This window comes from Streptococcus mitis, from assembly GCF_003943905.1.
Taxonomy (GTDB): Bacteria; Bacillota; Bacilli; order Lactobacillales; family Streptococcaceae; genus Streptococcus; species Streptococcus mitis_BC.
In genome coordinates this window covers 309,219-331,627 of sequence record NZ_RJNS01000002.1, presented here as the reverse complement: position 1 = coordinate 331,627, position 22,409 = coordinate 309,219, and the positions used below count along the sequence as shown (strand labels likewise).

At 41.4% G+C, this 22,409-nt stretch carries 18 protein-coding genes, 1 tRNA gene and 1 riboswitch; of the genes, 4 read left to right on the top strand and 15 right to left on the bottom strand.

Annotated elements, in window-relative coordinates:
• Positions 1-22 precede the first annotated feature (22 nt).
• On the top strand, positions 23-1,177 hold the full coding sequence (locus tag D8854_RS05315; RefSeq protein WP_125450055.1) for a tyrosine-type recombinase/integrase: 1,155 nt from the start codon (positions 23-25) through the stop codon (positions 1,175-1,177).
• Between the two features lie 131 nt (positions 1,178-1,308).
• Here the strand turns inward: D8854_RS05315 and rpsI are convergent, their stop codons facing one another.
• The 9 genes from rpsI to D8854_RS05270 form a co-directional block, all read right to left on the bottom strand.
• The gene (gene rpsI, locus D8854_RS05310; protein WP_000075973.1) at positions 1,309-1,701 is read right to left on the bottom strand and encodes a 30S ribosomal protein S9; all 393 of its coding nucleotides are present in this window, start codon (positions 1,699-1,701) and stop codon (positions 1,309-1,311) included.
• Positions 1,702-1,719: 18 nt separating this feature from the next.
• Entirely contained in the window at positions 1,720-2,166 is a 447-nt protein-coding gene (gene rplM, locus D8854_RS05305; protein WP_001044624.1) for a 50S ribosomal protein L13, read from the bottom strand.
• 210 nt (positions 2,167-2,376) lie between these two features.
• A complete protein-coding gene (locus D8854_RS05300; RefSeq protein WP_125450053.1) occupies positions 2,377-3,576 on the bottom strand; it encodes an ABC transporter permease in 1,200 nt (399 codons plus the stop codon).
• Positions 3,573-4,466 (bottom strand): ABC transporter ATP-binding protein, encoded by an 894-nt coding sequence (locus tag D8854_RS05295; protein WP_125450051.1) that lies wholly within the window; start codon positions 4,464-4,466, stop codon positions 3,573-3,575. Before D8854_RS05295 ends, D8854_RS05300 begins: the two co-directional genes overlap by 4 nt.
• 251 nt (positions 4,467-4,717) lie before the next feature.
• Entirely contained in the window at positions 4,718-7,123 is a 2,406-nt protein-coding gene (pheT, locus tag D8854_RS05290; protein WP_125450049.1) for a phenylalanine--tRNA ligase subunit beta, read from the bottom strand.
• 129 nt (positions 7,124-7,252) lie between these two features.
• The gene (gene pheS / locus D8854_RS05285; RefSeq protein ID WP_125450047.1) at positions 7,253-8,299 is read right to left on the bottom strand and encodes a phenylalanine--tRNA ligase subunit alpha; all 1,047 of its coding nucleotides are present in this window, start codon (positions 8,297-8,299) and stop codon (positions 7,253-7,255) included.
• Between the two features lie 271 nt (positions 8,300-8,570).
• On the bottom strand, positions 8,571-9,221 hold the full coding sequence (locus D8854_RS05280; protein ID WP_125450045.1) for a phosphatase PAP2 family protein: 651 nt from the start codon (positions 9,219-9,221) through the stop codon (positions 8,571-8,573).
• Entirely contained in the window at positions 9,211-9,774 is a 564-nt protein-coding gene (locus D8854_RS05275) for an ECF transporter S component (RefSeq protein ID WP_125450043.1), read from the bottom strand. The genes D8854_RS05280 and D8854_RS05275 overlap by 11 nt, the downstream gene beginning before the upstream one ends.
• Positions 9,775-9,927: 153 nt before the next feature.
• Positions 9,928-10,145: riboswitch (FMN riboswitch) on the bottom strand.
• Between the two features lie 40 nt (positions 10,146-10,185).
• Positions 10,186-10,689, bottom strand: coding sequence for a tRNA (cytidine(34)-2'-O)-methyltransferase (locus tag D8854_RS05270; RefSeq protein ID WP_033629317.1), 504 nt, complete (start codon positions 10,687-10,689; stop codon positions 10,186-10,188).
• 401 nt (positions 10,690-11,090) lie between these two features.
• On the opposite strand from D8854_RS05270, the gene trkA reads away from it, so the two are divergent.
• The gene (trkA, locus tag D8854_RS05260) at positions 11,091-12,440 is read left to right on the top strand and encodes a Trk system potassium transporter TrkA (protein WP_125450041.1); all 1,350 of its coding nucleotides are present in this window, start codon (positions 11,091-11,093) and stop codon (positions 12,438-12,440) included.
• 3 nt (positions 12,441-12,443) lie between these two features.
• Entirely contained in the window at positions 12,444-13,883 is a 1,440-nt protein-coding gene (locus D8854_RS05255; RefSeq protein WP_125450039.1) for a TrkH family potassium uptake protein, read from the top strand.
• Positions 13,884-13,971: 88 nt separating this feature from the next.
• Here D8854_RS05255 and D8854_RS05250 read toward each other — a convergent pair whose 3' ends face one another.
• The 5 genes from D8854_RS05250 to D8854_RS05230 form a co-directional block, all read right to left on the bottom strand.
• On the bottom strand, positions 13,972-14,901 hold the full coding sequence (locus D8854_RS05250; protein ID WP_125448776.1) for an ATP-binding cassette domain-containing protein: 930 nt from the start codon (positions 14,899-14,901) through the stop codon (positions 13,972-13,974).
• A 10-nt stretch (positions 14,902-14,911) separates the two neighbouring features.
• Positions 14,912-15,979 carry an ABC transporter ATP-binding protein gene (locus D8854_RS05245; RefSeq protein WP_093585949.1) on the bottom strand — a complete coding sequence of 356 codons (1,068 nt, stop codon included), beginning with the start codon at positions 15,977-15,979 and terminating at the stop codon, positions 14,912-14,914.
• A gap of 8 nt (positions 15,980-15,987) precedes the next feature.
• The gene (gene oppC / locus D8854_RS05240; protein WP_125450037.1) at positions 15,988-16,914 is read right to left on the bottom strand and encodes an oligopeptide ABC transporter permease OppC; all 927 of its coding nucleotides are present in this window, start codon (positions 16,912-16,914) and stop codon (positions 15,988-15,990) included.
• A complete protein-coding gene (locus D8854_RS05235; RefSeq protein WP_125450035.1) occupies positions 16,914-18,410 on the bottom strand; it encodes an ABC transporter permease in 1,497 nt (498 codons plus the stop codon). The genes oppC and D8854_RS05235 overlap by 1 nt, the downstream gene beginning before the upstream one ends.
• Before the next feature lie 66 nt (positions 18,411-18,476).
• Positions 18,477-20,456 carry a peptide ABC transporter substrate-binding protein gene (locus D8854_RS05230; protein ID WP_125425129.1) on the bottom strand — a complete coding sequence of 660 codons (1,980 nt, stop codon included), beginning with the start codon at positions 20,454-20,456 and terminating at the stop codon, positions 18,477-18,479.
• Between the two features lie 304 nt (positions 20,457-20,760).
• Between D8854_RS05230 and D8854_RS05225 the strand changes: the two genes are divergently transcribed.
• Positions 20,761-20,831: transfer RNA gene (locus D8854_RS05225), tRNA-Cys, on the top strand.
• A gap of 151 nt (positions 20,832-20,982) precedes the next feature.
• Here D8854_RS05225 and D8854_RS05220 read toward each other — a convergent pair.
• Complete coding sequence (locus D8854_RS05220; protein ID WP_125425128.1) at positions 20,983-22,314, bottom strand: hemolysin family protein; 1,332 nt, start codon at positions 22,312-22,314, stop codon at positions 20,983-20,985.
• Between the last annotated feature and the right edge of the window lie 95 nt (positions 22,315-22,409).

Here is a 22,409-nt window from a genome sequence, read left to right as displayed (position 1 = left end):
AAAACTTAGATACGGAGAAAAAATGTCTATACACAAATACAAAACAAAAAAAGGAATCCTTTACTATGTCAGCTTTTACATTGGCTTAGATGCTTATGGAAAGAAAAAAAGGCACTTAAAGAGAGGATTCAAAACCAAAAAAGAGGCAAAATTGTACGAAGCTCGTTTAGAAGCTGGTGTCGTCTCCCCCACAGTAAATACCGAAAAATCTAATCCCAAAGTCACTTATAAAGAACTTTATCATGAATGGTTTAAGGCTTATGTTGGTACCGTTGAAGAAACAACTTCTTCCCAAACAAAGAATATCTATCGAATACATATTCTACCAGTATTTGGAGATAAATTTATCGAGCAAATCAGTCCTTTAGACTGTCAAAACTTTATTACACAAAAATCTCAGACTTTCAAAAATATCAAACAGATAAAATCCTATACCTCAAAAATTTTTGATTTTGCAATCAACATGAACTACATTGATCGAAATCCAATGAAGAATGTTATCATGCCTAAAATCAAAAAAACTAGATCAGATAATTTTTGGTCACTGGAGGAATTACATCATTTCCTTGATATAGTGAAAGAAACTGAGCCATTTAAACATTTTGCTTTATTTAGACTGCTTGCATTTAGTGGACTACGAAAAGGGGAGTTATACGCTTTAAAATGGGCTGATATTAACTTTGACAGCAATCTATTGAACATAGATAAAAGTCTAGGAAGAATTGACGGTAAAGCGATTGAAAAGAGCACAAAGAATGAATCTTCAGTTCGTACAATCTATCTTGATGATGAGACAATCGATATTATTAAGCAATGGAGAAATTTCTATCTGAAAGAACAATCTCAGCTTCCTCTTACAAAGCTGAATATTAGTGATGAATATATGTTCTCTTACATATCAAGTAATGACAAAATTGAACCTTTGCATGCTGATTACATTAATAACGTACTGAATCGAATTATTAAAAAGCATAAATTAAAACCAATTAGCCCACATGGGTTTAGACATACACATGCAACACTTATGTCTGAAATTGGAATCGATCCTTCTAATACATCAAAACGTCTCGGTCATGCAAGCAGTCAGGTGACATTAGATGTCTATACTCACACCACAAAAACTGGTGAGAAAAACTCTATTGACAAATTTGCAGACTATCTCAATAAAGCAAAATAAATCATGATTTTAAAAATTTAGAAGAGGTTATCAGAAGGTTATCACAAAGCTATTTGAGCTCAAAAATCGACAAAAAAGCACTTTGCAAAATTTTTGCAAAGTGCTTTGAAACGTTGATATAATCGTATTGATTAACGTTTTGAGAATTGTGATGCTTTACGAGCTTTCTTAAGACCTGGTTTCTTACGTTCAACTTTACGTGAGTCACGTGTAAGAAGTCCTGCGCGTTTCAATGAATCGCGGAAGTCTGGGTCTACTTGAAGAAGAGCACGAGCGATACCGTGACGGATAGCTCCTGATTGACCAGCGTATCCACCACCTACAACATTAACGAAAACGTCGTATGAACCTACAGTTGAAGTAACTGCGAATGGTTGGTTGATAACAAGACGAAGGTCAGCGTGTGGGATGTACTCTTCAACATCTTTTTTGTTAACGGTGATTTTACCAGTTCCTGGAACAAGGCGAACGCGTGCAACAGCGTTTTTACGACGTCCAGTACCTGCATATTGTGCTTGTGACATACTTTATTGTTCCTTTCCTTAGATAAGTCCTGAAATATCAAGAACTTCTGGTTGTTGTGCAGCGTGAGTGTGCTCAGCTCCAACGAATACTTTCAATTTCATACCTTGAGCGCGGCCAAGAGTATTGTGTGGAAGCATACCTTTAACTGATTTTTCGATCAAACGTACTGCATTTTTAGAACGAAGTTCACCAGCAGAGATTTGTTTCAATCCACCTGGGTGGTTTGAGTGAGTGTAGTAGATCTTATCAGTTGCTTTTTTACCAGTCAATTTAACTTTTTCAGCATTGATAACGATTACGAAGTCACCTGTATCAGTGTGTGGTGTGAATGTTGGTTTGTTTTTTCCGCGAAGTACGCTAGCAACGACTGCTGAAAGGCGTCCAAGAGGTACATCAGTTGCATCAACAACGTACCATTTGCGTTCTACTTGGCCTGGTTTAGCCATGAATGTAGTTTTGTTCATGATTTCTCCTATATGAATATCGTTTTTGTTTACAGGGCGGATGTTCCGGTCCGCGGGGTATTTGAAAGGTTCCGGGGCCTTACAAATGGGGTAAACAATACCGTCTACTATCATACCAAATTTTACTACTAAAAGTCAATAGATATGAAAAATATTTTTACCGATTTCGGTGTTTAACATCTAGAAAAACCTCGCTTTTGCGAGGCTCTCCTATTTATAAGCTAAGGCACGTTTAAAGCTTTTCCATAGACCTAGATCATCTGTCTGAAGGACAAGGCTGGCATACATACGTCCGATAAAGGCTGTTGCAGTGACTGCAAAAGCAACCGTTATGGCAAGAGAAATCCAAGCTTCCAGACCACTTGCATAACCATTTATAGCTCTAAATGGCATAAAGAAGGTCGAAATGAAAGGAATGTAGGAACCAATTTTCAGAACTAAATTGTCACCAGCAACACCTAGAGAGGTCACACCGACAAATCCTGCTATAATCAAGATCATCAATGGAGACAAGGCCTTTCCTGAATCCTCAGGGCGAGAAACCATGGATCCTAGGAAGGCTGCCAAAACAACGTACATAAAGAGACTAACCAAGACAAACAATAAGGTATTGAGCGAGAAGGCCTCTCCTATATGGTTTAAAATACCAGATTGTGCCAAGATTGGTAGGTCTTTAAAGAGCAAAATGGCAGCCAGCCCACCCACGACGTAAATGCCAATATGAGTCAAAATCACGAGAAGTAGAGCCAGCATGCGAGCGTAGAAATAATGACTAGCTCGGATACTAGAGAAGACCACCTCCATGATTTTGGTTCCTTTCTCGCTAGCTACTTCCTGAGCAGTGACGCTAGCATAAGTAATCAAAATCATATAAAGGAAGAAACCAAGCCCTGCGGCCGCAATGGTTTGAACAATTTTTTTATTTTCCTTGGATTCATCAATCTTCTCAGTAAAGTCAACGGTCTGACTCAGACGTTTTTCCTGTTCTTGAGACAAATTGGCTGCCGAACGATTGAGTTGGTATTGCAGTTCGTTTAACTTATTGGTTACTGCTAGTTTGACGCCACTTTCAAGAGAGGTTTCACCATGATAGACGGCCTTGAGGACGCTGTCCTCTTGGTCAATGGTTAGGTAACCCTTGATTTTCTCATCCTTGATAGCAGCCTGGGCACTGGCTTCATCCTTATAATCAAAGTTGATACCATTGGTACCCTTGAGCCCTTCTTCCACAGATGGTACCGTTGTTACTACTGCTATCTTGCTATTCTTGGCCATAGAAGACCCTTGGAGATAGCCAATTCCTACAGATAAGGCTAAAAATAGGAACGGCGAAATCACCATAAAGAAGAAACTCCACGACTTGACATGCCGAAGATAGGTTTCCTTCATTACAACCCACATATTTCTCATACTTCCACCCCTGATTCTAGTTTAAAGATTTCATCGATTGTTGGAGCTTGTTGGTCAAAGGTCGCAATATATTGACCTTGAGTCAGGATTGGGAAGAGTTCCCTTCCAGCGCTCTCGTCATCGAGGATCAATTTCCAACTGCCTTGCTTGGTCAAGCTCACCTGTTTGACGTGAGGAAGTTTTTCCAGTTCTTCCTTGCTTCGTTCACTTGAAACAAAGAGACGTGTTTTCCCGTATTGATTGCGAACCTCTTGGACTGGTCCATGTAAGACCACACGCCCATCACGAATCATCAGAATATCATCACAAAGTTCCTCGACATTGGTCATGACATGGTCAGAAAAGATAATGATTGCACCGCGCTCTTTCTCTTTCAAGATGACCTGTTTGAGCAACTCGGTATTGACTGGATCCAAACCACTAAAAGGCTCATCCAGAATAATCAAGTCTGGCTCATGGATTAAGGTGATGATCAACTGAATTTTCTGCTGATTCCCTTTGGAGAGACTCTTGATTTTATCAGTCAGCTTTCCTTTCACTTCCAGTTTCTCCATCCATTGAGGGAGTTTTTCCTTGACCTCCTTAGCATCCATGCCCTTTAGAGTCGCCAAGTAGCGAACTTGCTCAAGGACTGTCAGCTTGGGCATAAGACTGCGTTCCTCAGGCAGATAGCCAATCCGAGCGTAGGTTTCCTGACGAATCTCCTGCCCATCCAGATTGATTTCTCCTTGATAGTCCAAAAATTTCAACATACTGTGGAAAATCGTTGTTTTCCCAGCACCATTTTTCCCAACCAGTCCCAAAATTCGTCCTGGACTTGCCTGAAAATCGACACCAAACAAGACTTGCTTGGAACCGAAACTTTTCTCTAGATTTCTTACTTCTAGCATTTTCCACCTCCGAGATATGTTGCACTTATTATACTCCTTTTTGATAGCCTTTACAAGGATTTATGTACATTTTTATCTTGTTCATCCTTCCTTAAAAACTAAACTCTCTAAGGATTTTGAGTACCCAAGTGATAGAACAATTATAGCCCATTAAAGTGTATACAGGTGCTCTTACTCCTCAATTGTCCATTTTTGATCCTGAATTGTCATTTTGAAAAGCAAAAATCCACCCCGAAGGATGGATTGATGGTTTAACGCACTTCTGCATTCACTTTTTCTTCAAGTGATGCTTGGATTTTTTCCATATAGCGTGCGACTTCTTCGTCTGTCAAGCTATCTTCTGGATTTTGGAAGGTCAAGCTATAGGCCATTGACTTCATACCAAGTCCCAATTTTTCGCCTGAGAAGACGTCAAAGAGTTTGGTATCTGTCAATCGTTTTACGCCTGCAGCTTGGATAGCGTCTACAACTTCTTGATGAGTAACTTCTGCCTTGAGGAGTAGGGCCACGTCACGACTAACCGCTGGGAATTTGGTGATTTCCACAAATGGAGCTGCTGGATGAAGCGCTACTTCGATGGCTGAAAGGTTGAGCTCCGCTACGTAAGTTTCTGGAATATCGTAAGCCTTCGCAGTAACTGGATGCACTTGGCCAAGGAAACCAAGAACTTGGTCACCGAGTGAAATCACAGCTGTACGTCCTGGGTGGAGACTTGCAATCTCAGCTGTAGCTGTATAGGTCACTTCTAGTCCCAAGCGAGTAAAGAGCGCTTCAAGGATTCCCTTAGCATAGAAGAAATCAACTGGAACTGCTGCCGTTTGGAAATCTTTTTCAGCAACCAAGCCTGTCAATGCAAAGGCAAAGCTGTTGATTTCATTTGGAAGTTCTTCTTTTGGATTGCCTGTTTGTTCAAAGACTTTTCCAATCTCGTAAAGAGCCAAGTTTTTGTTCTTACGAGCTACGTTGTAGGCAACTGTATCAAGGATACCAGAGATCATATTTTGACGGAGAACTGAACGGTCCACAGTCATTGGCCACATAAGTTCTGTAAGGTTACTTGGCTGAGCTGTAAACTCAACTGCTTTTTCAGGAGTTGTCAGAGCGTAGGTAATGATTTCTGTCAAACCTGCTCCTTCAGAGATAGTACGGACTTGGCGACGCAATTTTTGTGTCGCAGTCAATTCCCCTGCTGTACCGTCATCTTTTGGAAGACTAGTTGGCAAGCGATCATAACCATAGATACGAGCGATTTCTTCAAAAAGGTCCGCTTCGATGGTTATATCCCAACGACGACGTGGAACGCTAACGGTAAAGCTGTCTTCATTTCCAGAAAGACCAAAGCCAAGACGACGGAAGACATCTTCGACATCAGCATATGAAAGTTCTGTTCCAAGGACACGGTTGACATCGGCAAGAGTTGAAGATACTTCTACATCTGAAGTATCAAGCTCACCCGCTGAAACGATACCCTTACGCACCGTCGCACCTGCAAGTTCTGCAATCATGCTAGCTGCAGCATCCAAGGCCTCATCGACTGTTGCCACATTGATCCCTTTTTCAAAACGAGAAGATGATTCCGAACGAAGGTTAAGGCGTCCACTAGTCTTACGAATGGATGTGCCATTGAAAACAGCAGCTTCAAGGATAACGCGACTAGAATTTTCAGAGATTTCTGTTGCTTGACCACCCATGACACCTGCAAGGGCTACTGGCTTGTCTGCGACAGTGATGACTAGGTCATTTGTTTCCAAGTCACGTTCTTCACCGTCCAAAGTCACCAATTTTTCACCAGCACGCGCTTCACGCACACGGATGTCAGTCCCTTCAAAGGTATCCAAGTCAAAGGCATGCATAGGCTGACCAAAGTAAAGCAGGATGTAGTTGGTCACGTCCACTACGTTATTGATGGGACGGATTCCTTCGTTCATGAGGAGATTTTGCAACCATTGTGGACTTGGTGCAATCGTCACATTGTCCAATATACGGGCCGCATAGTATGGTGCCTTGTCTGTTTCAATCCCTACAGAAAGAGCATCTGCAGCGGCTTGGTCTGTTTCTGTTAAGGTAAATTCTTTGAAGTTAACTGCCTTGTCATAGATGGCTGCCACTTCGTACGCTACTCCACGCATGGAAAGAGCGTCTGCACGATTTGGTGTGATAGAAAGTTCGATGATTTCATCATCCAAGTCTAGGTAAGAGAAGACTTCGTCCCCAGGAACAGCATCTTGAGGCAAGATTTGAATACCATCTGCGAATTCCTTTGGTACAACGGAGTCAGAAATCCCCAATTCACCAAGTGAACAGATCATTCCGAGAGACTCCAAGCCACGGATTTTCCCTTTCTTAATCTTGTAATTCTCAGCGATACGAGCTCCCGGAAGTGCCACCATGACCTTGATGCCAGCACGCACATTTGGGGCACCACAAACGATTTGACGGGCTTCTTCTTCGCCAACATTAACCTGACAAACATGGAGGTGAGTTTCTGGCACATCTTCGCAAGACAAGACCTCACCGACGACAATTTTTGAGAGACCAGCAGCTGGTGATTCGACACCCTCTACCTCGATCCCTGTAGTTGACATTTTTTCAGCCAACTCTTGTGATGGCACATCAATGTCCACCAATTCTTTTAACCATTTATAAGATACAAGCATAATTCTGATTGTAAGATCCCACCAAGTGTGACCTTTTCAATTCCTTTCTTTTTCTTCGAGTCAGTCCTTACCATTCTCATCGAGAGAAAATGACTAGGACTGTATAGGACTGTGTTTCAGGTTTCAATCTTATTTAAACTGTTCTGAGAAGCGGACATCGCCTTGGTAGAACCCACGGATATCGTTGATTCCGTAACGGAGCATGGCGACACGTTCTTGACCAAGACCAAAGGCAAATCCAGAGTAAACAGTCACATCGATACCACTCATCTCAAGGACACGTGGGTGAACCATACCGGCACCCATAATCTCGATCCAACCAGTTTTCTTACATACGTTACAGCCGTCTCCGCCACACTTGAAGCAGGAAACGTCCACCTCAACAGATGGCTCTGTGAATGGGAAATAAGATGGCCGCAGACGGATCTGACGCTCTTCACCAAACATTTTTTGAACGATGAGTTGAAGCGTTCCTTGAAGGTCTGCCATAGAGATATTTTTCCCAACAACCAAACCTTCGATTTGATGGAATTGGTGACTGTGGGTCGCATCGTCCGTATCACGACGGAAGACACGCCCTGGTGAGATCATCTTCAAAGGACCTTTAGAGAAATCATGGGCATCCATGGCACGTGCTTGAACTGGAGACGTATGCGTACGGAGCAAGATTTCTTCTGTGATATAGAATGTGTCCTGCATATCACGGGCTGGGTGGTCTTTCGGAAGGTTCATGCGCTCAAAGTTGTAGTAGTCTTGCTCCACTTCAAAACCATCCACGACTTGGTAACCCATCCCGATGAAAATATCTTCGATTTCTTCACTGGTTTGTGTGAGGACATGACGGTGACCAGTCGCTACTGGACGACCTGGAAGAGTCACATCGATGCTCTCACTTGCTAGTTGAGCTGCAACTTTCTTTTCTTCCAAGAGCTTAGCTGTTTCTTCAAAAGCAGCTGTCAAGACATCACGCGCTTCATTGACGTGTTTCCCGATGATTGGGCGCATCTCAGCAGAGACATCTTTCATCCCTTTAAGGATTTCAGTAAGCGATCCTTTTTTCCCAAGGACAGAGACACGCAACTCTTGCATCTCTTTTTCATTTTCAGCAGTAATCTGCTTCAAGCTAGCCAGCGTTTCTTCGCGAAGCGCTTTTAATTGTTCTTCAATAGTTGACATAATTCCTCCATCAGTCGCTCGTAGATAAAAAGAAAACCACATGCCAAAAACTCCAATCGGAGCGTTGACACGCGGTACCATCCGTTTCATCTGACAAGTCAGACCTTCATTTCTAAATCCATGCGCAAGTGAATTCACCCAGCTTTCATATAGAGAGCTTGCAGTCACGGCTCTCCTCCCTGATATACTTCCCTTGAGTTACTAGTCTTGCGGATTTCTATTCAATTACTACTTAGTTTATCAGATTTTTACCATTCTTGCAAGACCTATCTCACTTCTGCTTGCCTTTAAATCGCCATTGGAAGCGAAGCTTGTCATAGAAAGGAAATTCGATAAACAGGACTCCCAAGCCCACACAGAGACTGGCAAGGACGTCTGATGGATAGTGAACTCCCAGATAGACTCTTGATACCAGAACACTGACTAGGTAGAAGCCAAGGACGATTTGCACAATTTTTCTCCAAACCGGATCTTTAATTCGTTGACTGAGAATGACAATCAGAGTACCTACCATCAGCGTCACTGCCAGAGAATGCCCGCTTGGAAAAGAGAATCCTTTCTCCTCTACCAGATGTAAGATAGCTGGTCGTGGGCGCTGGTAGATGTTTTTAAAGGTCACGATTAAAAGACCAGCTAAGGCTAGATTACCCGCCATGAAGTAGCTTTCTATCTTCCACTGCTTACGATAAAAGATAAAGGCTGCAATGGTAACCCAGGTGATGATTACTGGGATATCAATCAAATGCGTAAGGGCACGGAACAGAACTGTCAAATAATCTGGCAAGTCCCCCCGAAGGGCAGTCTGAATAGGTTGATCAAAACCGACCAGCATTTCAGGGTAAAACTTAACCATATAGCCAAGAAGGACGAAAAGTAAAAGGGCAAAACTGCCCTTCATTAAAAATGTTTGTTTATCTCTCATAATGTTTTAAGGTTGACTTCAAGAGGACGTATAACAACCAGAATGAAACGGCAAAGATTACACCTTCAATCAGGTTAAAAGGTAATACCATGGTCATTAGGTAGTTGGAAAGTCCCAAAATTTTTCCAATATCAAAGTTGGCAAACTGCGCGTACAAAGGAACCGCATAAACATAGTTGAGAACCAACATGGCAGCAGTCAATCCAATAGTTCCCGCCAGAGATGCTAGTAGGAAACGAAGGGTGCTGCGTTCCTTTTTCCAAATCAAACCAAAGGCGATAACAAAAACTCCCAAGGCTACAACATTCATTGGCAAACCAATGTAGGTATTCACTCCCTGGCTATTCAGAAGCAACTTCAAGAGTGAGCGCAACAAGAGAATCCCTAGAGCAGCTGGCAAATCCATCACCACCAAGCCCACAAGGACTGGCAAGATACTAAACTCGATCTTGAGGAAGGTTGCCGCTGGCAAGAGCGGAAAGTCAAAGTACATCAGCACAAATGAAATGGCTGATAAAATCGCAATGGTCGAAAGTCGACGTGTGTTTGTCATAACAGGTTCCTCCAATTTTCTATAAAATCAGAAGAAGTTGGAAAGGATCCCTCTATCTATTCTCACTTTTTATATCCCAAAAGTTCCCTCTCACTCTTTTGAGCAAGCGGTTGCAATTCATCTATAAACTCATCCGAACAGACAAAGCTATTCTTTCGTCTTCTCCCATCCAGACTATACTGTCGGTTGTGGAATCACACCACATCAGCTTGCGCTCGCGGACTTCTTTAACTAAGATATTTTGGATTAATCTAGGCGTCGCAGTCGAAGATAATACTTGAGTATATCGAGACAAGACAACGAAGAGTAAGCCAAAATAGCTAGTTAAAGTCACCGCCGGTCGGGAATCTCACCCAGCCCTGAAGACCCCTTTATCATAACAAAAAACGCTTGCAAGTGCAAGTATTTTGTTTATTTCAATTTATCTGCTTCATAGGTATGAACAAGCTCAAGACCTGCAAAGTTCTGCTGACGGAGCGCTTCATAGACAATCATGCATACGGTATTGGAAACATTGAGACTGCGGACATGTTCATCATTCATAGGAATACGGAGAGCCTTTTCGGGATGCTCCCGCATAAAGTCCTCAGGCAAGCCCTTGTCTTCACGTCCAAAGAGAAAATAATGGTCTTCGTCCGTCGATAAATCTGCTTCAGAATAGACCTTTTCCGCAAATTTTGAAATCAGATAGAGTTTACCCTTCATCTGAGACATGAAATCTTCCAAACTGTCATAAAAATAAATCTCAAGCTTATCCCAGTAGTCCAAACCAGCTCGCTTCATCTTGCGGTCATCAATCGGAAATCCCATCGGTTTGATGATGTGAAGGGGAGAATTGGTCGCAGCGCAAGTACGCGCTATGTTGCCTGTGTTTTGTGGAATCTGAGGTTCAAATAATACAATGTGATTTGTCATGACTGGCTTCCTTTTATCATTGCAAAAAAATAGCCACACTGCCCGGAGTCAAGCTCAGCAAACAGCGTGGTTAAGGCATCGTTAACTTACCTCACAACAGGTTTGAAGTAAATCAGCGAAACTACTTTCTTAGTATAACACTTTCAGAACCAATGTCAATAGAAACGACTTGAATTTTTTACTTTTTTTAATGATATTCTCATACTCGGACATTCACTTTCAGAATAGCCTTATCAAGAGAGTGAGATCACTTCATCTGAGAGACATTTTTATAGAAGATAAGCATATTTATCTTCAAAAACGTGAAAAAGTTCTTTCTTCCCGCAAAAATCGGCTTGGCAAGTGCATTTTTTGCTAAAAAAGGGTATGATAGTTACATCATGAAAAAGTAGGTTTTTTATATGAAAATTGTCCTTGTTGGTGGAGGGAAAGTCGGTTTTGCCCTCTGTCGTTCACTGGTTGCAGAAAACCATGACGTTGTCCTCATCGAGCAAAATGAAGCTGTACTTAACCATATTGTCAGTCGCTTTGATATCATAGGTCTCCTTGGAAATGGTGCTGACTTTGCCATCTTGGAGCAAGCTGGTGTTCAAGAGTGCGATATCTTTATCGCCCTAACCGAATACGATGAAGTGAATATGATTTCAGCGGTACTTGCTAAAAAAATGGGCGCTAAAGAAACCATCGTTCGGGTACGAAATCCCGAATACTCTAATGCCTATTTTAAAGAGAAAAATATTCTTGGATTTTCACTTATTGTTAATCCAGAACTCCTAGCAGCGCGTGCGATCTCAAATATCATTGATTTCCCTAATGCCCTATCTGTCGAACGATTTGCTGGAGGTCGGGTCAGTCTCATGGAGTTTGTTGTCAAGGATTCTAGCGATCTTTGTCAAATGCCAATCTCAGACTTCCGTAAAAAATTTGGTAATGTTATCGTCTGTGCTATGGAGAGAGATCATCAACTGATGATTCCAAGCGGTGATGTTACTATCCAAGACAAGGATAGGATTTTTGTTACGGGAAATCGTGTAGATATGATGCTTTTCCATAACTATTTTAAATCTCGTGCAGTGAAGAGCTTACTTATCGTTGGAGCTGGAAAGATCGCTTATTATCTACTCGGCATTTTAAAAGACAGTCGCATTGATACCAAGGTCATCGAGATCAATCCTGAAAGAGCTCGTTTCTTCAGCGAAAAGTTCCCCAATCTCTATATTGTCCAAGGGGATGGAACTGCAAAAGACATTTTGCTGGAAGAAAGTGCTCCCCACTATGATGCAGTCGCAACCTTGACTGGAGTTGATGAGGAAAATATCATCACCTCTATGTTTCTTGACCGAGTTGGCGTCCATAAAAATATCACCAAGGTCAACCGAACAAGCCTTTTAGAGATTATCCACGCGCCTGATTTTTCAAGTATCATTACACCAAAAAGCATCGCGGTAGATGCCATTATGCACTTTATCCGTGGTCGAGTAAACGCTCAGTATTCAGATCTTCAAGCCATGCACCATCTCGCAAACGGTCAAATTGAAACTCTCCAATTCCAAATCAAGGAAGCTAATAAAATGACTGCCAAACCTCTTTCACAGCTAAAATTGAAGAAAGGGGTTCTCATTGCAGCCATTATCCGAAAAGGAAAAACAATTTTCCCTACTGGAGAGGATATGCTTGAGGTGGGAGACAAGTTACTCGTGACGACCTTATTGCCAAACATCACCAAAATCTATGATTTGATTGAGAGGTAAAAAATGAATAAAAGTATGATTCGTTACCTCCTCTCAAAACTTCTCTTGATTGAGGCTGTTCTCCTCCTAGTTCCTGTTAGTGTAGCGATCTATTACCGAGAATCCAGCCAAGTATTCACAGCTCTCTTTACTACAATTGGAATTTTAGTCCTTCTCGGTGGTCTAGGTGTTTTACGGAAACCGAAAAATCAACGGATTTATGCCAAGGAGGGTGTCTTAATCGTTGCCCTCTGTTGGATTCTCTGGTCTTTCTTTGGTGGCCTCCCCTTTGTCTTTTCAGGACAAATCCCAAGTGTTATTGATGCCTTCTTTGAAATCAGTTCTGGATTTACAACTACAGGAGCAACTATTCTGAACGATGTTTCCGTCCTCAGTCGTTCCCTCCTCTTCTGGCGAAGTTTCACCCACTTGATCGGAGGGATGGGGGTGCTCGTCTTTGCGCTTGCTATTATGGACAATGCCAAGAATAGCCACTTGGAAGTGATGAAGGCTGAGGTCCCTGGACCCGTCTTTGGCAAGGTCGTATCCAAGCTAAAAAACACTGCCCAGATTCTCTATCTGCTTTATCTGGCTCTCTTCTCCCTTTTTGTTGTTATCTACTACCTAGCAGGTATGCCTCTCTATGATAGTTTTGTCATCGCTATGGGAACGGCTGGTACAGGAGGATTCACCGTCTACAACGATGGAATTGCCCACTATGGTAGCTCACTCATCACCTATCTAGTTAGTATCGGAGTTCTGGTTTTTGGGGTTAACTTTAATCTCTACTACTACCTCATGCTCCGTCGGGTCAAGGCCTTCTTTGGAGATGAAGAACTGCGGGCTTATATGATCATTGTACTGGTGTCTACAGGCTTGATCACCCTCAACACCCTCCACCTTTATCAAGGTGTCTCTAAAAGTTTTGAGATGGCTCTCTTCCAAGTGTCCAATATCATCACGACAACTGGATTTGGTTACGGAGATATCACCAACTGGCCTCTCTTCTCCCAGTTTATCCTCCTCTTCCTCATGGCAATCGGTGGCTCAGCTGGCTCAACCGCAGGTGGTCTCAAAGTTATCCGTGGACTCATCCTTACAAAAATTGCCAAAAACCAGATTTTGTCCATCTTATCCCCTCACCGTGTCTTGACTCTTCATGTCAATAAAACGGTGATAGACAAGGATACTCAGCACAAGATTCTTAAATATTTTGCCATCTATATGATGATTATTCTCTCTCTCATCTTTATCGTCAGNCTTGATAGCAATGATTTTCTAGTCGTGACCAGTGCGGTTTTCAGTTGTTTTAACAATATCGGACCTATTCTAGGTACAACATCTAGCTTTGCCATCTTCAGTCCCATCTCTAAAATCCTCCTCTCATTTGCAATGATTGCGGGTCGCTTAGAGATTTACCCAATTTTGCTACTCTTTATGAAACGCACTTGGTCTAAACGTTAATTACAATACATTTCCCCTTTTACAAGCTAGTAAAAGGGGATTTTTTCTATTAAAAATGAGAAGACCTTTCGGTCCTCTCCTAATCTGTTTATTTTTTAAGAGCTTCCTTGTAACGAGCAAGTTCTGCTTGATTGGCCCAAACGTAGTGACCTGGACGAATTTCCACCATAGATGGCTTATCTGTCTCATAGTCATGTTGATCAGGATCGTAAACTTTCAAGACTTTCTTGCGTTCCAAGATTGGATCTGGAATCGGTACAGCAGATAGAAGCGCTTGAGTATATGGGTGGACAGGATTGTTAAACAACTCCTCTGTCTCCGCAACTTCGACGATAACTCCCTTATAGATAACTGCGATACGATCTGAGATAAAGCGAACAACTGACAAGTCATGCGCGATAAAGAGATAAGTCAAGCCCAACTCTTTTTGGAACTTCTTGAGCAAGTTCAAGACTTGCGCACGTACTGATACGTCCAAGGCTGAAATTGGCTCATCCGCAATAACGAAATCAGGTTCCATCACAAGGGCACGGGCAATCCCGATACGCTGACGTTGACCACCAGAAAACTCATGTGGATAACGGGTCAAGTGTTCTTTCAAAAGCCCAACTTCATGAATCATCTTTTGAACTTTTTCTTTTCGATCTTCTTCGTCTTTGAACAAGTGGTAGTTGTAAAGACCTTCAGAGATGATGTAGTCAACTGTCGCACGCTCATTCAAGCTAGCTGCAGGATCCTGGAAAATCATCTGGATACGACGAATCAAGTCTGAGGATTCCTTGTGAGATTTTTTCCCATTAATTTTCTGCCCATCAAAGATGATTTCACCTTTACTGGTATTATTTAAACCAATAATGGCACGACCAATCGTTGTTTTCCCACTACCAGACTCACCTACAAGAGAGAAAGTTTCTCCCTTGTTGATAAAGAAGTTGGCGTTTTTAACCGCCACAAACTTCTTACTTCCTTCACCGAAGGAAATTTCTAAATCTTTAATTTCTACTAATTTTTCAGACATTTCCTTCCTCCTAGTCTTCTAGATGAGCAAAGCCCATTTTATCACGAATCTTGTCATGCAAATCTGCAATGACTCCAGGTTTTTCAACTTTAGGAGCATTCTCATGAAGCAACCAAGTCTTAGCCCAGTGGGTATCAGTGACTGAAAACTTAGGTGCCTTCTCTTCAAAATCAATTTGCATCGCATAATCTGAACGAAGGGCAAAGGCATCACCTTTCAACTCAGTATAAAGAGACGGTGGTGTTCCTGGGATAGAGTACAATTCCCCCTTATCATCAGCAAGCTGAGGCAAGCTAGACAAGAGACTCCAAGTATATGGATGACGTGGATCGTAGAAGACTTCCTCAACAGTACCGTATTCTACAATTTCCCCAGCATACATAACCGCTACCTTATCGGCAATACTTGCTACCACACCAAGGTCATGGGTGATAAAAATAATGGTAAAGTGGTACTCATTTTGCAAGGTTTTAAGCAAATCAATGATTTGCGCTTGAATGGTTACGTCAAGGGCCGTCGTTGGCTCGTCACAGATCAAAATATCTGGACGACACGCAAGGGCAATCGCAATAACGATACGTTGGCGCATCCCTCCAGAATATTGGAAAGGATACTCGTCAAAACGTTTTTCAGCGTCTGGAATTCCGACCTTGTTCATATAGTCGATTGCCATTTCTTTGGCTTCCTTAGCTGTTTTCCCTTGATGTTTAACGATAACTTCTGTGATTTGGCTACCGATTGTATTGATTGGGTCCAAGCTTGTCATTGGATCTTGGAAGATGGTTGCAATTTTAGCACCACGAATCTTCTCCCATTCCTTGTTAGAATTCAAGGCGGTCAAGTCTTGTCCACGATAGTCGATGCTTCCTTGGGCAATACGTCCATTGTCTTCTAACATCCCTGTAAAGGTTTTTGTTAAAACAGATTTACCAGAACCTGACTCACCTACCAAGGCAAGAACTTCCCCTTCAATCAGGTCTAGAGACACTCCTCGGATAGCCGTCAGAACTTTGTCACGAACGTCAAATTCCACGACAATATCACGAGCAGTCAAAATTACATTACTTTCTTTTGTCATGTCTACTCCTATCTATGTGTACGTGGATCACTAGCGTCCGCTAGGTTTTGACCAACAACGAAAAGAGATAGGGATACCAAGATCAAGGTTGTCAACGGAATCCAGAACAAGTAAGCGTTGGTCGTAACGTTTTGTGAGTAATCTGAGATCAAACGTCCCAAACTTGGCACTGTTACAGGCAATCCCAATCCAAAGAAGGAAAGGAAGGCTTCATAAGAGATAAAGCTTGGCAACATCAAGGTCATTGTAGAAACAATAACAGATACCAATTGTGGCATGATGTTTTTAACGATGATTTTAAAGGTTGGCGTTCCAAGTGTTTGAGAAGCAAGGTTGTATTCCAAGTCACGGTAACGCATGATTTGGATACGAATCATATAAGCAATCCCAATCCAAGTTGTCACACTCATGGCAAAAATCAAATTCCAGAAACCAGCACCAATTGAGTAAGTCAAGACAATGACAATCAAGAGAGATGGAATATTTGAAATAATGTTATAAACTTCCATCATGACACGGTCAACAGATTTTGAAATTCCCCAAATTCCACCAACAATCACCCCAATTACAAGGTTGATAAAAGTGGCAATGACAGAGATGAGGATAGAATTACGCGCACCAAACCAAACCCCGTCAAACAGGGATTTACCATTGCTATCTGTACCAAACCAATGTTCAGCATTGGGTTTGATAAAACGAGCAGAAAAGTCATTGACCTTACTTACATCGTTGAAGTCAAACTTTGAGAACATTGGATAAATAAAGCTCATCAAGATAATGGCTACCAAAATCCCCAACATAACGACTGTTGATTTTTTCTTTAGAAACTGTCTAAATACAGAACCCCAGTATGAATAGGCAGGAGCATCAATTGTTTCAGAGGCAAAATCGTCACGTTTTACGAACTGAAATTTTTCTTTACCGATTGTTGACATTATTTGCCTCCTTTCTCTGTCAATTTAATACGTGGATCAAGCATGGTCATCCAGATATCTCCTACAAAGAGTGAGAAGATAGAAATACATGTAAAGATGAAGACGAGACCAACTACCATTGAGTTGTTTGATGCCTTAACAGAGTCGATCAACATTTTACCCATACCTGGGAAAGCGAAGACTGTCTCTGTCAATGTTGCACCACCAATAACTCCGATTACGGCACCAGGAATACCTGAAACCAATGGAACCATGGCATTTTTAAAGATGTGTTTATTTGAAATTTCTTTTTCAGACAAACCTTTGGCACGAGCAAAACGTACGAAGTCCTGAGATTGCAAGTCGATCATGTAACGACGAATCCAGATAGCTGTACTTGGTGCACCCAACAAACCTAGAATAACTGCTGGTAAGACATAAGAACGCCAATCTCCAGCTCCCAAGATAGGGAATGAATCAGGCAGACCAATAGATGAGCCAATCAAACGCACGATGTAAACCAAGGCAATCGTTGGAAGAGCAAGCAAGAAGGTCAGAGCACCTGTCGAGAAGCTGTCAATCCAAGTATTCTTGTGGCGAGCCATAGCAGATCCAAGTGGAATAGCGATAGCATACGAAATAATCAAACCAATCAAACCAGCAACAGCTGAGCTTGCAATCATAGATGGATATTGGTAGTTACTTTCTGTAGCTGTATATGGATCATCCTTACCAAAGTTTGCCACCTCACGTGCGTCTGCTTGACTTGGTGATTTGTAGGTACGAGAATAGATATCTACAGATGAAGTCTTTTTACCTGTAGGGAATTGAACTTCTGCTGTCTTAGTTTGTCCCTGACCTTGTGTGATAACTTGAAGCACTGGCGTGTTTGCATAAGTTGGGTAAGAGTCACCCAAGTTAATGTTCACAAAGTTTTGGTGTACAAATGGGAATTGGTTATTGAAATACAAAAGATACTTATGTTTTGTACCTGAACCAACCAATGACCAACCGATAGCAGGGTCATTTTCAAAACGAAGATAGCGTTGCAAGTTTGGATTTTCAGGGTCTTGAATCTTGTTTGTATGATCAATATCAATTAAGTTGGCATAGAATTTGAAAACACGTTCAAAAATCGGAATTTCACGCGTAGCATAGAATTGACCACTTTCTGAGAATACACCTAGTGTCCAACCATTTCCTAGTTGGTTGATGTATTTTTCGTAGATTGCCTTATTGGTATCATTTGCATCTACTGTTACAGATGAGTCCATCGTGCTCGCTTTTTCTTGCAACTCCTTGGTATCGTAGTACTCGATATAGCCCATCCGCTCATAAACGGTATTTTCATAATTGTCCCGTTTATCTGGCGTCGTTGCAATCTTGTTATAGTTGGTATCCTGCTTAAAAATCAATTTCCGAGGAACCATCGTATAGATAATCGTGTAGGTCAAGGTTGTCACCAAGAAGATAGACAACAATGAACGCAATACACGCATAAAAATATATTTCTTCATATCGTTTCCTTTTAAAATCCCAAAAGAACCTTCTCCTCATGGAGAGAAAGTTCTCTTGAGAGTTATTTATTTAACGTGATTAGCCAATTCTTTTTGAACTTTTTCGTTTGATTCTTTTTTCTCTTTGAGCCATTTCTCACGAGCTTGTTCATAGTCAGCCTTGGTTACAACCTTGTCTTGTAACTGAATATACTTGAAGTATACATCTGAGCCCTTATCTCCAGACTGGCTGTATGATGCTGTGAATGGTACAACACGAGAAATGAATGGTGCAGCACCACTTGATGACATAGCTGGCAAGAAGAGTGAGCTATCTGTCAACCAAGCTTGAGCAGCCGCGTATTTTTCATAACGAACATTCAAATCGCTTGTTTCTTTAGCAGCTTCATCAACTAGCTTATCGTATTCTTTCAAACCAACTTGAGCCGCCGCAGCGTTATCTGCACCTTCGTAACCCATGTATGTTTTTGTTTGTTCAGCATTCGTTGTTTTCAAGATATCAAGGTAAGTTGACGGATCTTCATAGTCTGGGTTCCATGCAACTGCTCCTGAGAGATCCCAATCTTCTGCTGCTGCATTCGCCGCATAGTAGGTAATATTAGTAAACTCATCTTTAGAAACTTGTTGGATATCGATAACTACATTGCCTTCACCAAGCACTGTTTCAACGGATTGTTTGAAGGATTGAATACGTGCGATATAGTTTTTAGCTGTTTGGTCTACTGGAACATCCAAATGGATAGGGAATTTTACACCTTCTGCTTCCAATGCTGTTTTGGCTTTCGCAAATTCAGCTTTGGCTTTATCGGCGTTGAAGAGTCCATCTTGACCATCAGCAAAGTTTACGTTCTTCCATTCATCACCGTAAGTAGCCATCTTATCAGTCACCAAGTCACCGAAAGTTTTTTCGCCAGCAGAGACAAAGTCAGGTTTTACAAAGAGGTTACGAACGGCACGAGGAGCACCTTCTTTACCATTTACTTGAGCTGAGTAAGACGTACGGTCAAAGGCAAAGTTCAAGGCTTGACGGAAGTCCTTGTTAAGAAGGGCTTTCTTAGTAGAAGTCTTCTCTTCGTCAGTTGTCTTAGAAGTGTATTTGTAACCTTGGCGGTCAATATTCACACCCAAACCACCAACACCAGGTCCTGATGGGGTGTAGAAGATATTTTCCTTGTAGGTTTCTTCTACTTTAGAGTAGTTTGAACTTGTTGGGTAAAGACGGGCATAGCTATAAGCTCCACTTGTAAAGTTACGTTCAATAGACTCTTGGTCTGAACCATCATAGTAAGCAAGTGTTACTTTATCAAGATGAACATTGTCTTTATCCCAGTATTGTTCATTTTTAGCGAACTCGATAGAAGACTTAGCAGTCAAACCTTTCAGCAAGAATGGTCCATTGTAAAGCAATGATGTAGGGTCAGTCGCTTTAGCAAAGTCAGATCCTTTTGATTTTTCAAATTCTTCGTTCAATGGCCAGAAGATTGAATAAGCCATCTTAGAATTCCAGTATGGTTCGGGTTTGTTCAAAGTATACTCAAGTGTATAATCGTCAACTGCTTTCACACCTACTGAAGAAAAGTCTTTATTGTTTCCAGCTTTATAGTCAGCTAGACCTTTAACTGAATCTTCTGCTAGATAAAGTGCTTCAGACTTGTTATCAGCTGCGTGTTTCAAGCCATTTACGAAGTCTTTCGCTGTTACTTCAGCATACTCTTCGCCATCTGATGTCATCCATTTGACACCTTTACGAATCTTGTAGGTATAAGTCAAACCATCTTTTGAGACTGACCAGTCTTCTGCAACTGCAGGAGTCAAATTCCCATATTTATCATTTGTAAAGAGACCATCGATACCATTTGAAGTGGCAATTTTGGTACTTTGTTTCCCTGAAATGAGGTAATCCAATGTTTCTGGATCAGCTGAATAAACATAACCATAGGATTTTGGAGCTGTTGAATCAGATGATTTTGAAGAACCACAAGCAGCGAGAACGCCAGTTGCCAGCAAAGCAATCCCTGCTGTAACAAATACTCTACTTTTTTTCATGTATGTAACTCCTCTTAAAAAATTTAGGCTTATTGTCAATTATACCATAGATTTCTCAAAAAGTAAACGAATTTTCAGAATATTTAGGCGTGTAACCACAAAAAACTTTCACTTATCAAATTTTTCTATTCTTTGTTTGCTATCTATAGAATCAAAAGGGAAGTTAAGGCTCTATAAAGCCTGATTTTCAGATTTTCTCTCCCCATTTTTCCATCCAATCAGAAAGGGCAATCTTCTAAATTGGATTTTAGAATAAGAAACTATTGACGTAGAATCATTTTCAAGGTATAATATTAAACGTTGAGGCGGTATAGCCAAGTGGTAAGGCACGGCTCTGCAAAAGCTTGATCGTCGGTTCAAATCCGTCTACCGCCTTTCAGTACCTGAAATAACAGGAATTAACCGAATGAAAAGTCCGTAAAATCGGGCTTTTTTGTTTTTTTCTTCGGATAAAAATAAGGATAACTTTGAAAATCTTTTGGGGCGAATTTAGGGCGAATGAAAAACAGTGACGAAAATCACTGTTTTACTCAGTTTCTTCTTCGGGTTCTAGTTCTGTGATTTGAACTTTTACCTTGGTAACACGTCCATTTTTTACCTTATCATTGGTCAAGACGATCTGCTTATTTTGACTGACCAGTTCATAACTGATTTTTTCAGTTGTTGGAATCGTTCCAACACCCGTCAAATAATAACCGGCGATAGTATCCACATCATCGCTTTCTAGTTCAACGCCAAAGTAGTCGTTGAAGTCGTTAAGATTCATGGTTCCTTGTGCAATATAGGTATCCTCACCGATTTGATGGACTTCGATTTCTGCCCTGTCCGTTTCATCATCAATTTCGCCGACGATTTCCTCTAGGAGATCTTCCAGAGTTACCAAACCAGCCATACCACCGTATTCGTCTAGTAAGATAGCCATTTGATTTTGGGTATTTCGAAGCTCTTTAAGGAGGTCATCCACAAAGATAGTCTCAGGCACAAATAGTGGCGTTTGGAGGATTCGCTTCCAGACAATATTTTCAAAGCCATCTGCATAAGCAGCGTTTAGCAAACGCTTGGTATGAATCAAACCAATCACATTGTCCTTATCCCCATCATAAACAGGAATACGTGAGAAATTTTGCTTCAAAATACTTTGGATAATCGTTTGACTGTCATCCTGAATATCTACCATAAAGGCATCGGTACGAGGCACCATTAGCTCACGAGCCATCAGTTCATCTAGAGAAAAGATTCCCTGTAGCATTTCAATCTCATCTGCATCCAGTGTTTCTTCACTATTGGTGAGCATGTACTCTATTTCATCACGTGTCATCTTTTCATCAGCATCATCAAAGGTCATTGGTGTCAAACGGCTCAACAAATTAGTTGAAGCAGATAACAGCCAGACAAAGGGACTTACAATCTTTCCAAGACCAATAATAATTGGTGCTGTTCGAATCGCCAAAGCATCTTTCAGATTGAGGGCGATCCGCTTAGGATAGAGTTCACCAAAAACAATGGAGATATAGGTCAAGAATGCCAAAGAGAGGAAACTTGCAATGGCGTAAGCCGTCTCTCCGCTTCCCATCCAAGATGCGATCACTTGTCCAAGGGTATCCGCCAATTTGGCCCCTGACAAGATCGTAATCAAGGTGATACCGACTTGAATCGTTGATAAAAAGTGATTAGGATTTTCAAGTACCTTTAACAAACGGATATAACTTTTGTCTCCTTCTTCTGCCTTTTGCTCTACTCGGGCACGGTTTAGTGACACCATCGCCATTTCAGTGGCTGAGAAAAAAGCATTTAACAAGGTCAAGATAAATAATAATACAAACTGTAGCAACAAATTCTGACTGCTCGGGTCTTCCATAGTCCTTCTCCTAAAATAGTATCTTGTGTTCCATTATATCACAAATTAGCGTAGGAATCACATTATTTTCTAATTTATACAATCGCTCCCTTATC

Excerpts from the sequence above, each read along its gene's own strand:
- D8854_RS05230 (WP_125425129.1), bottom strand. The coding sequence starts at position 20,456 with ATGAAAAAAAGTAGAGTATTTGTTACAGCAGGGATTGCTTTGCTGGCA.
- D8854_RS05235 (WP_125450035.1), bottom strand. The coding sequence starts at position 18,410 with ATGAAGAAATATATTTTTATGCGTGTATTGCGTTCATTGTTGTCTATC.
- D8854_RS05280 (WP_125450045.1), bottom strand. The coding sequence starts at position 9,221 with ATGAGAGATAAACAAACATTTTTAATGAAGGGCAGTTTTGCCCTTTTA.
- D8854_RS05220 (WP_125425128.1), bottom strand. The coding sequence starts at position 22,314 with ATGGAAGACCCGAGCAGTCAGAATTTGTTGCTACAGTTTGTATTATTA.
- D8854_RS05275 (WP_125450043.1), bottom strand. The coding sequence starts at position 9,774 with ATGACAAACACACGTCGACTTTCGACCATTGCGATTTTATCAGCCATT.
- D8854_RS05270 (WP_033629317.1), bottom strand. The coding sequence starts at position 10,689 with ATGACAAATCACATTGTATTATTTGAACCTCAGATTCCACAAAACACA.
- D8854_RS05300 (WP_125450053.1), bottom strand. The coding sequence starts at position 3,576 with ATGAGAAATATGTGGGTTGTAATGAAGGAAACCTATCTTCGGCATGTC.
- D8854_RS05295 (WP_125450051.1), bottom strand. The coding sequence starts at position 4,466 with ATGCTAGAAGTAAGAAATCTAGAGAAAAGTTTCGGTTCCAAGCAAGTC.
- pheS (WP_125450047.1), bottom strand. The coding sequence starts at position 8,299 with ATGTCAACTATTGAAGAACAATTAAAAGCGCTTCGCGAAGAAACGCTG.
- rpsI (WP_000075973.1), bottom strand. The coding sequence starts at position 1,701 with ATGTCACAAGCACAATATGCAGGTACTGGACGTCGTAAAAACGCTGTT.
- oppC (WP_125450037.1), bottom strand. The coding sequence starts at position 16,914 with ATGTCAACAATCGGTAAAGAAAAATTTCAGTTCGTAAAACGTGACGAT.
- pheT (WP_125450049.1), bottom strand. The coding sequence starts at position 7,123 with ATGCTTGTATCTTATAAATGGTTAAAAGAATTGGTGGACATTGATGTG.
- D8854_RS05315 (WP_125450055.1), top strand. The coding sequence starts at position 23 with ATGTCTATACACAAATACAAAACAAAAAAAGGAATCCTTTACTATGTC.
- trkA (WP_125450041.1), top strand. The coding sequence starts at position 11,091 with ATGAAAATTGTCCTTGTTGGTGGAGGGAAAGTCGGTTTTGCCCTCTGT.
- rplM (WP_001044624.1), bottom strand. The coding sequence starts at position 2,166 with ATGAACAAAACTACATTCATGGCTAAACCAGGCCAAGTAGAACGCAAA.
- D8854_RS05250 (WP_125448776.1), bottom strand. The coding sequence starts at position 14,901 with ATGTCTGAAAAATTAGTAGAAATTAAAGATTTAGAAATTTCCTTCGGT.
- D8854_RS05245 (WP_093585949.1), bottom strand. The coding sequence starts at position 15,979 with ATGACAAAAGAAAGTAATGTAATTTTGACTGCTCGTGATATTGTCGTG.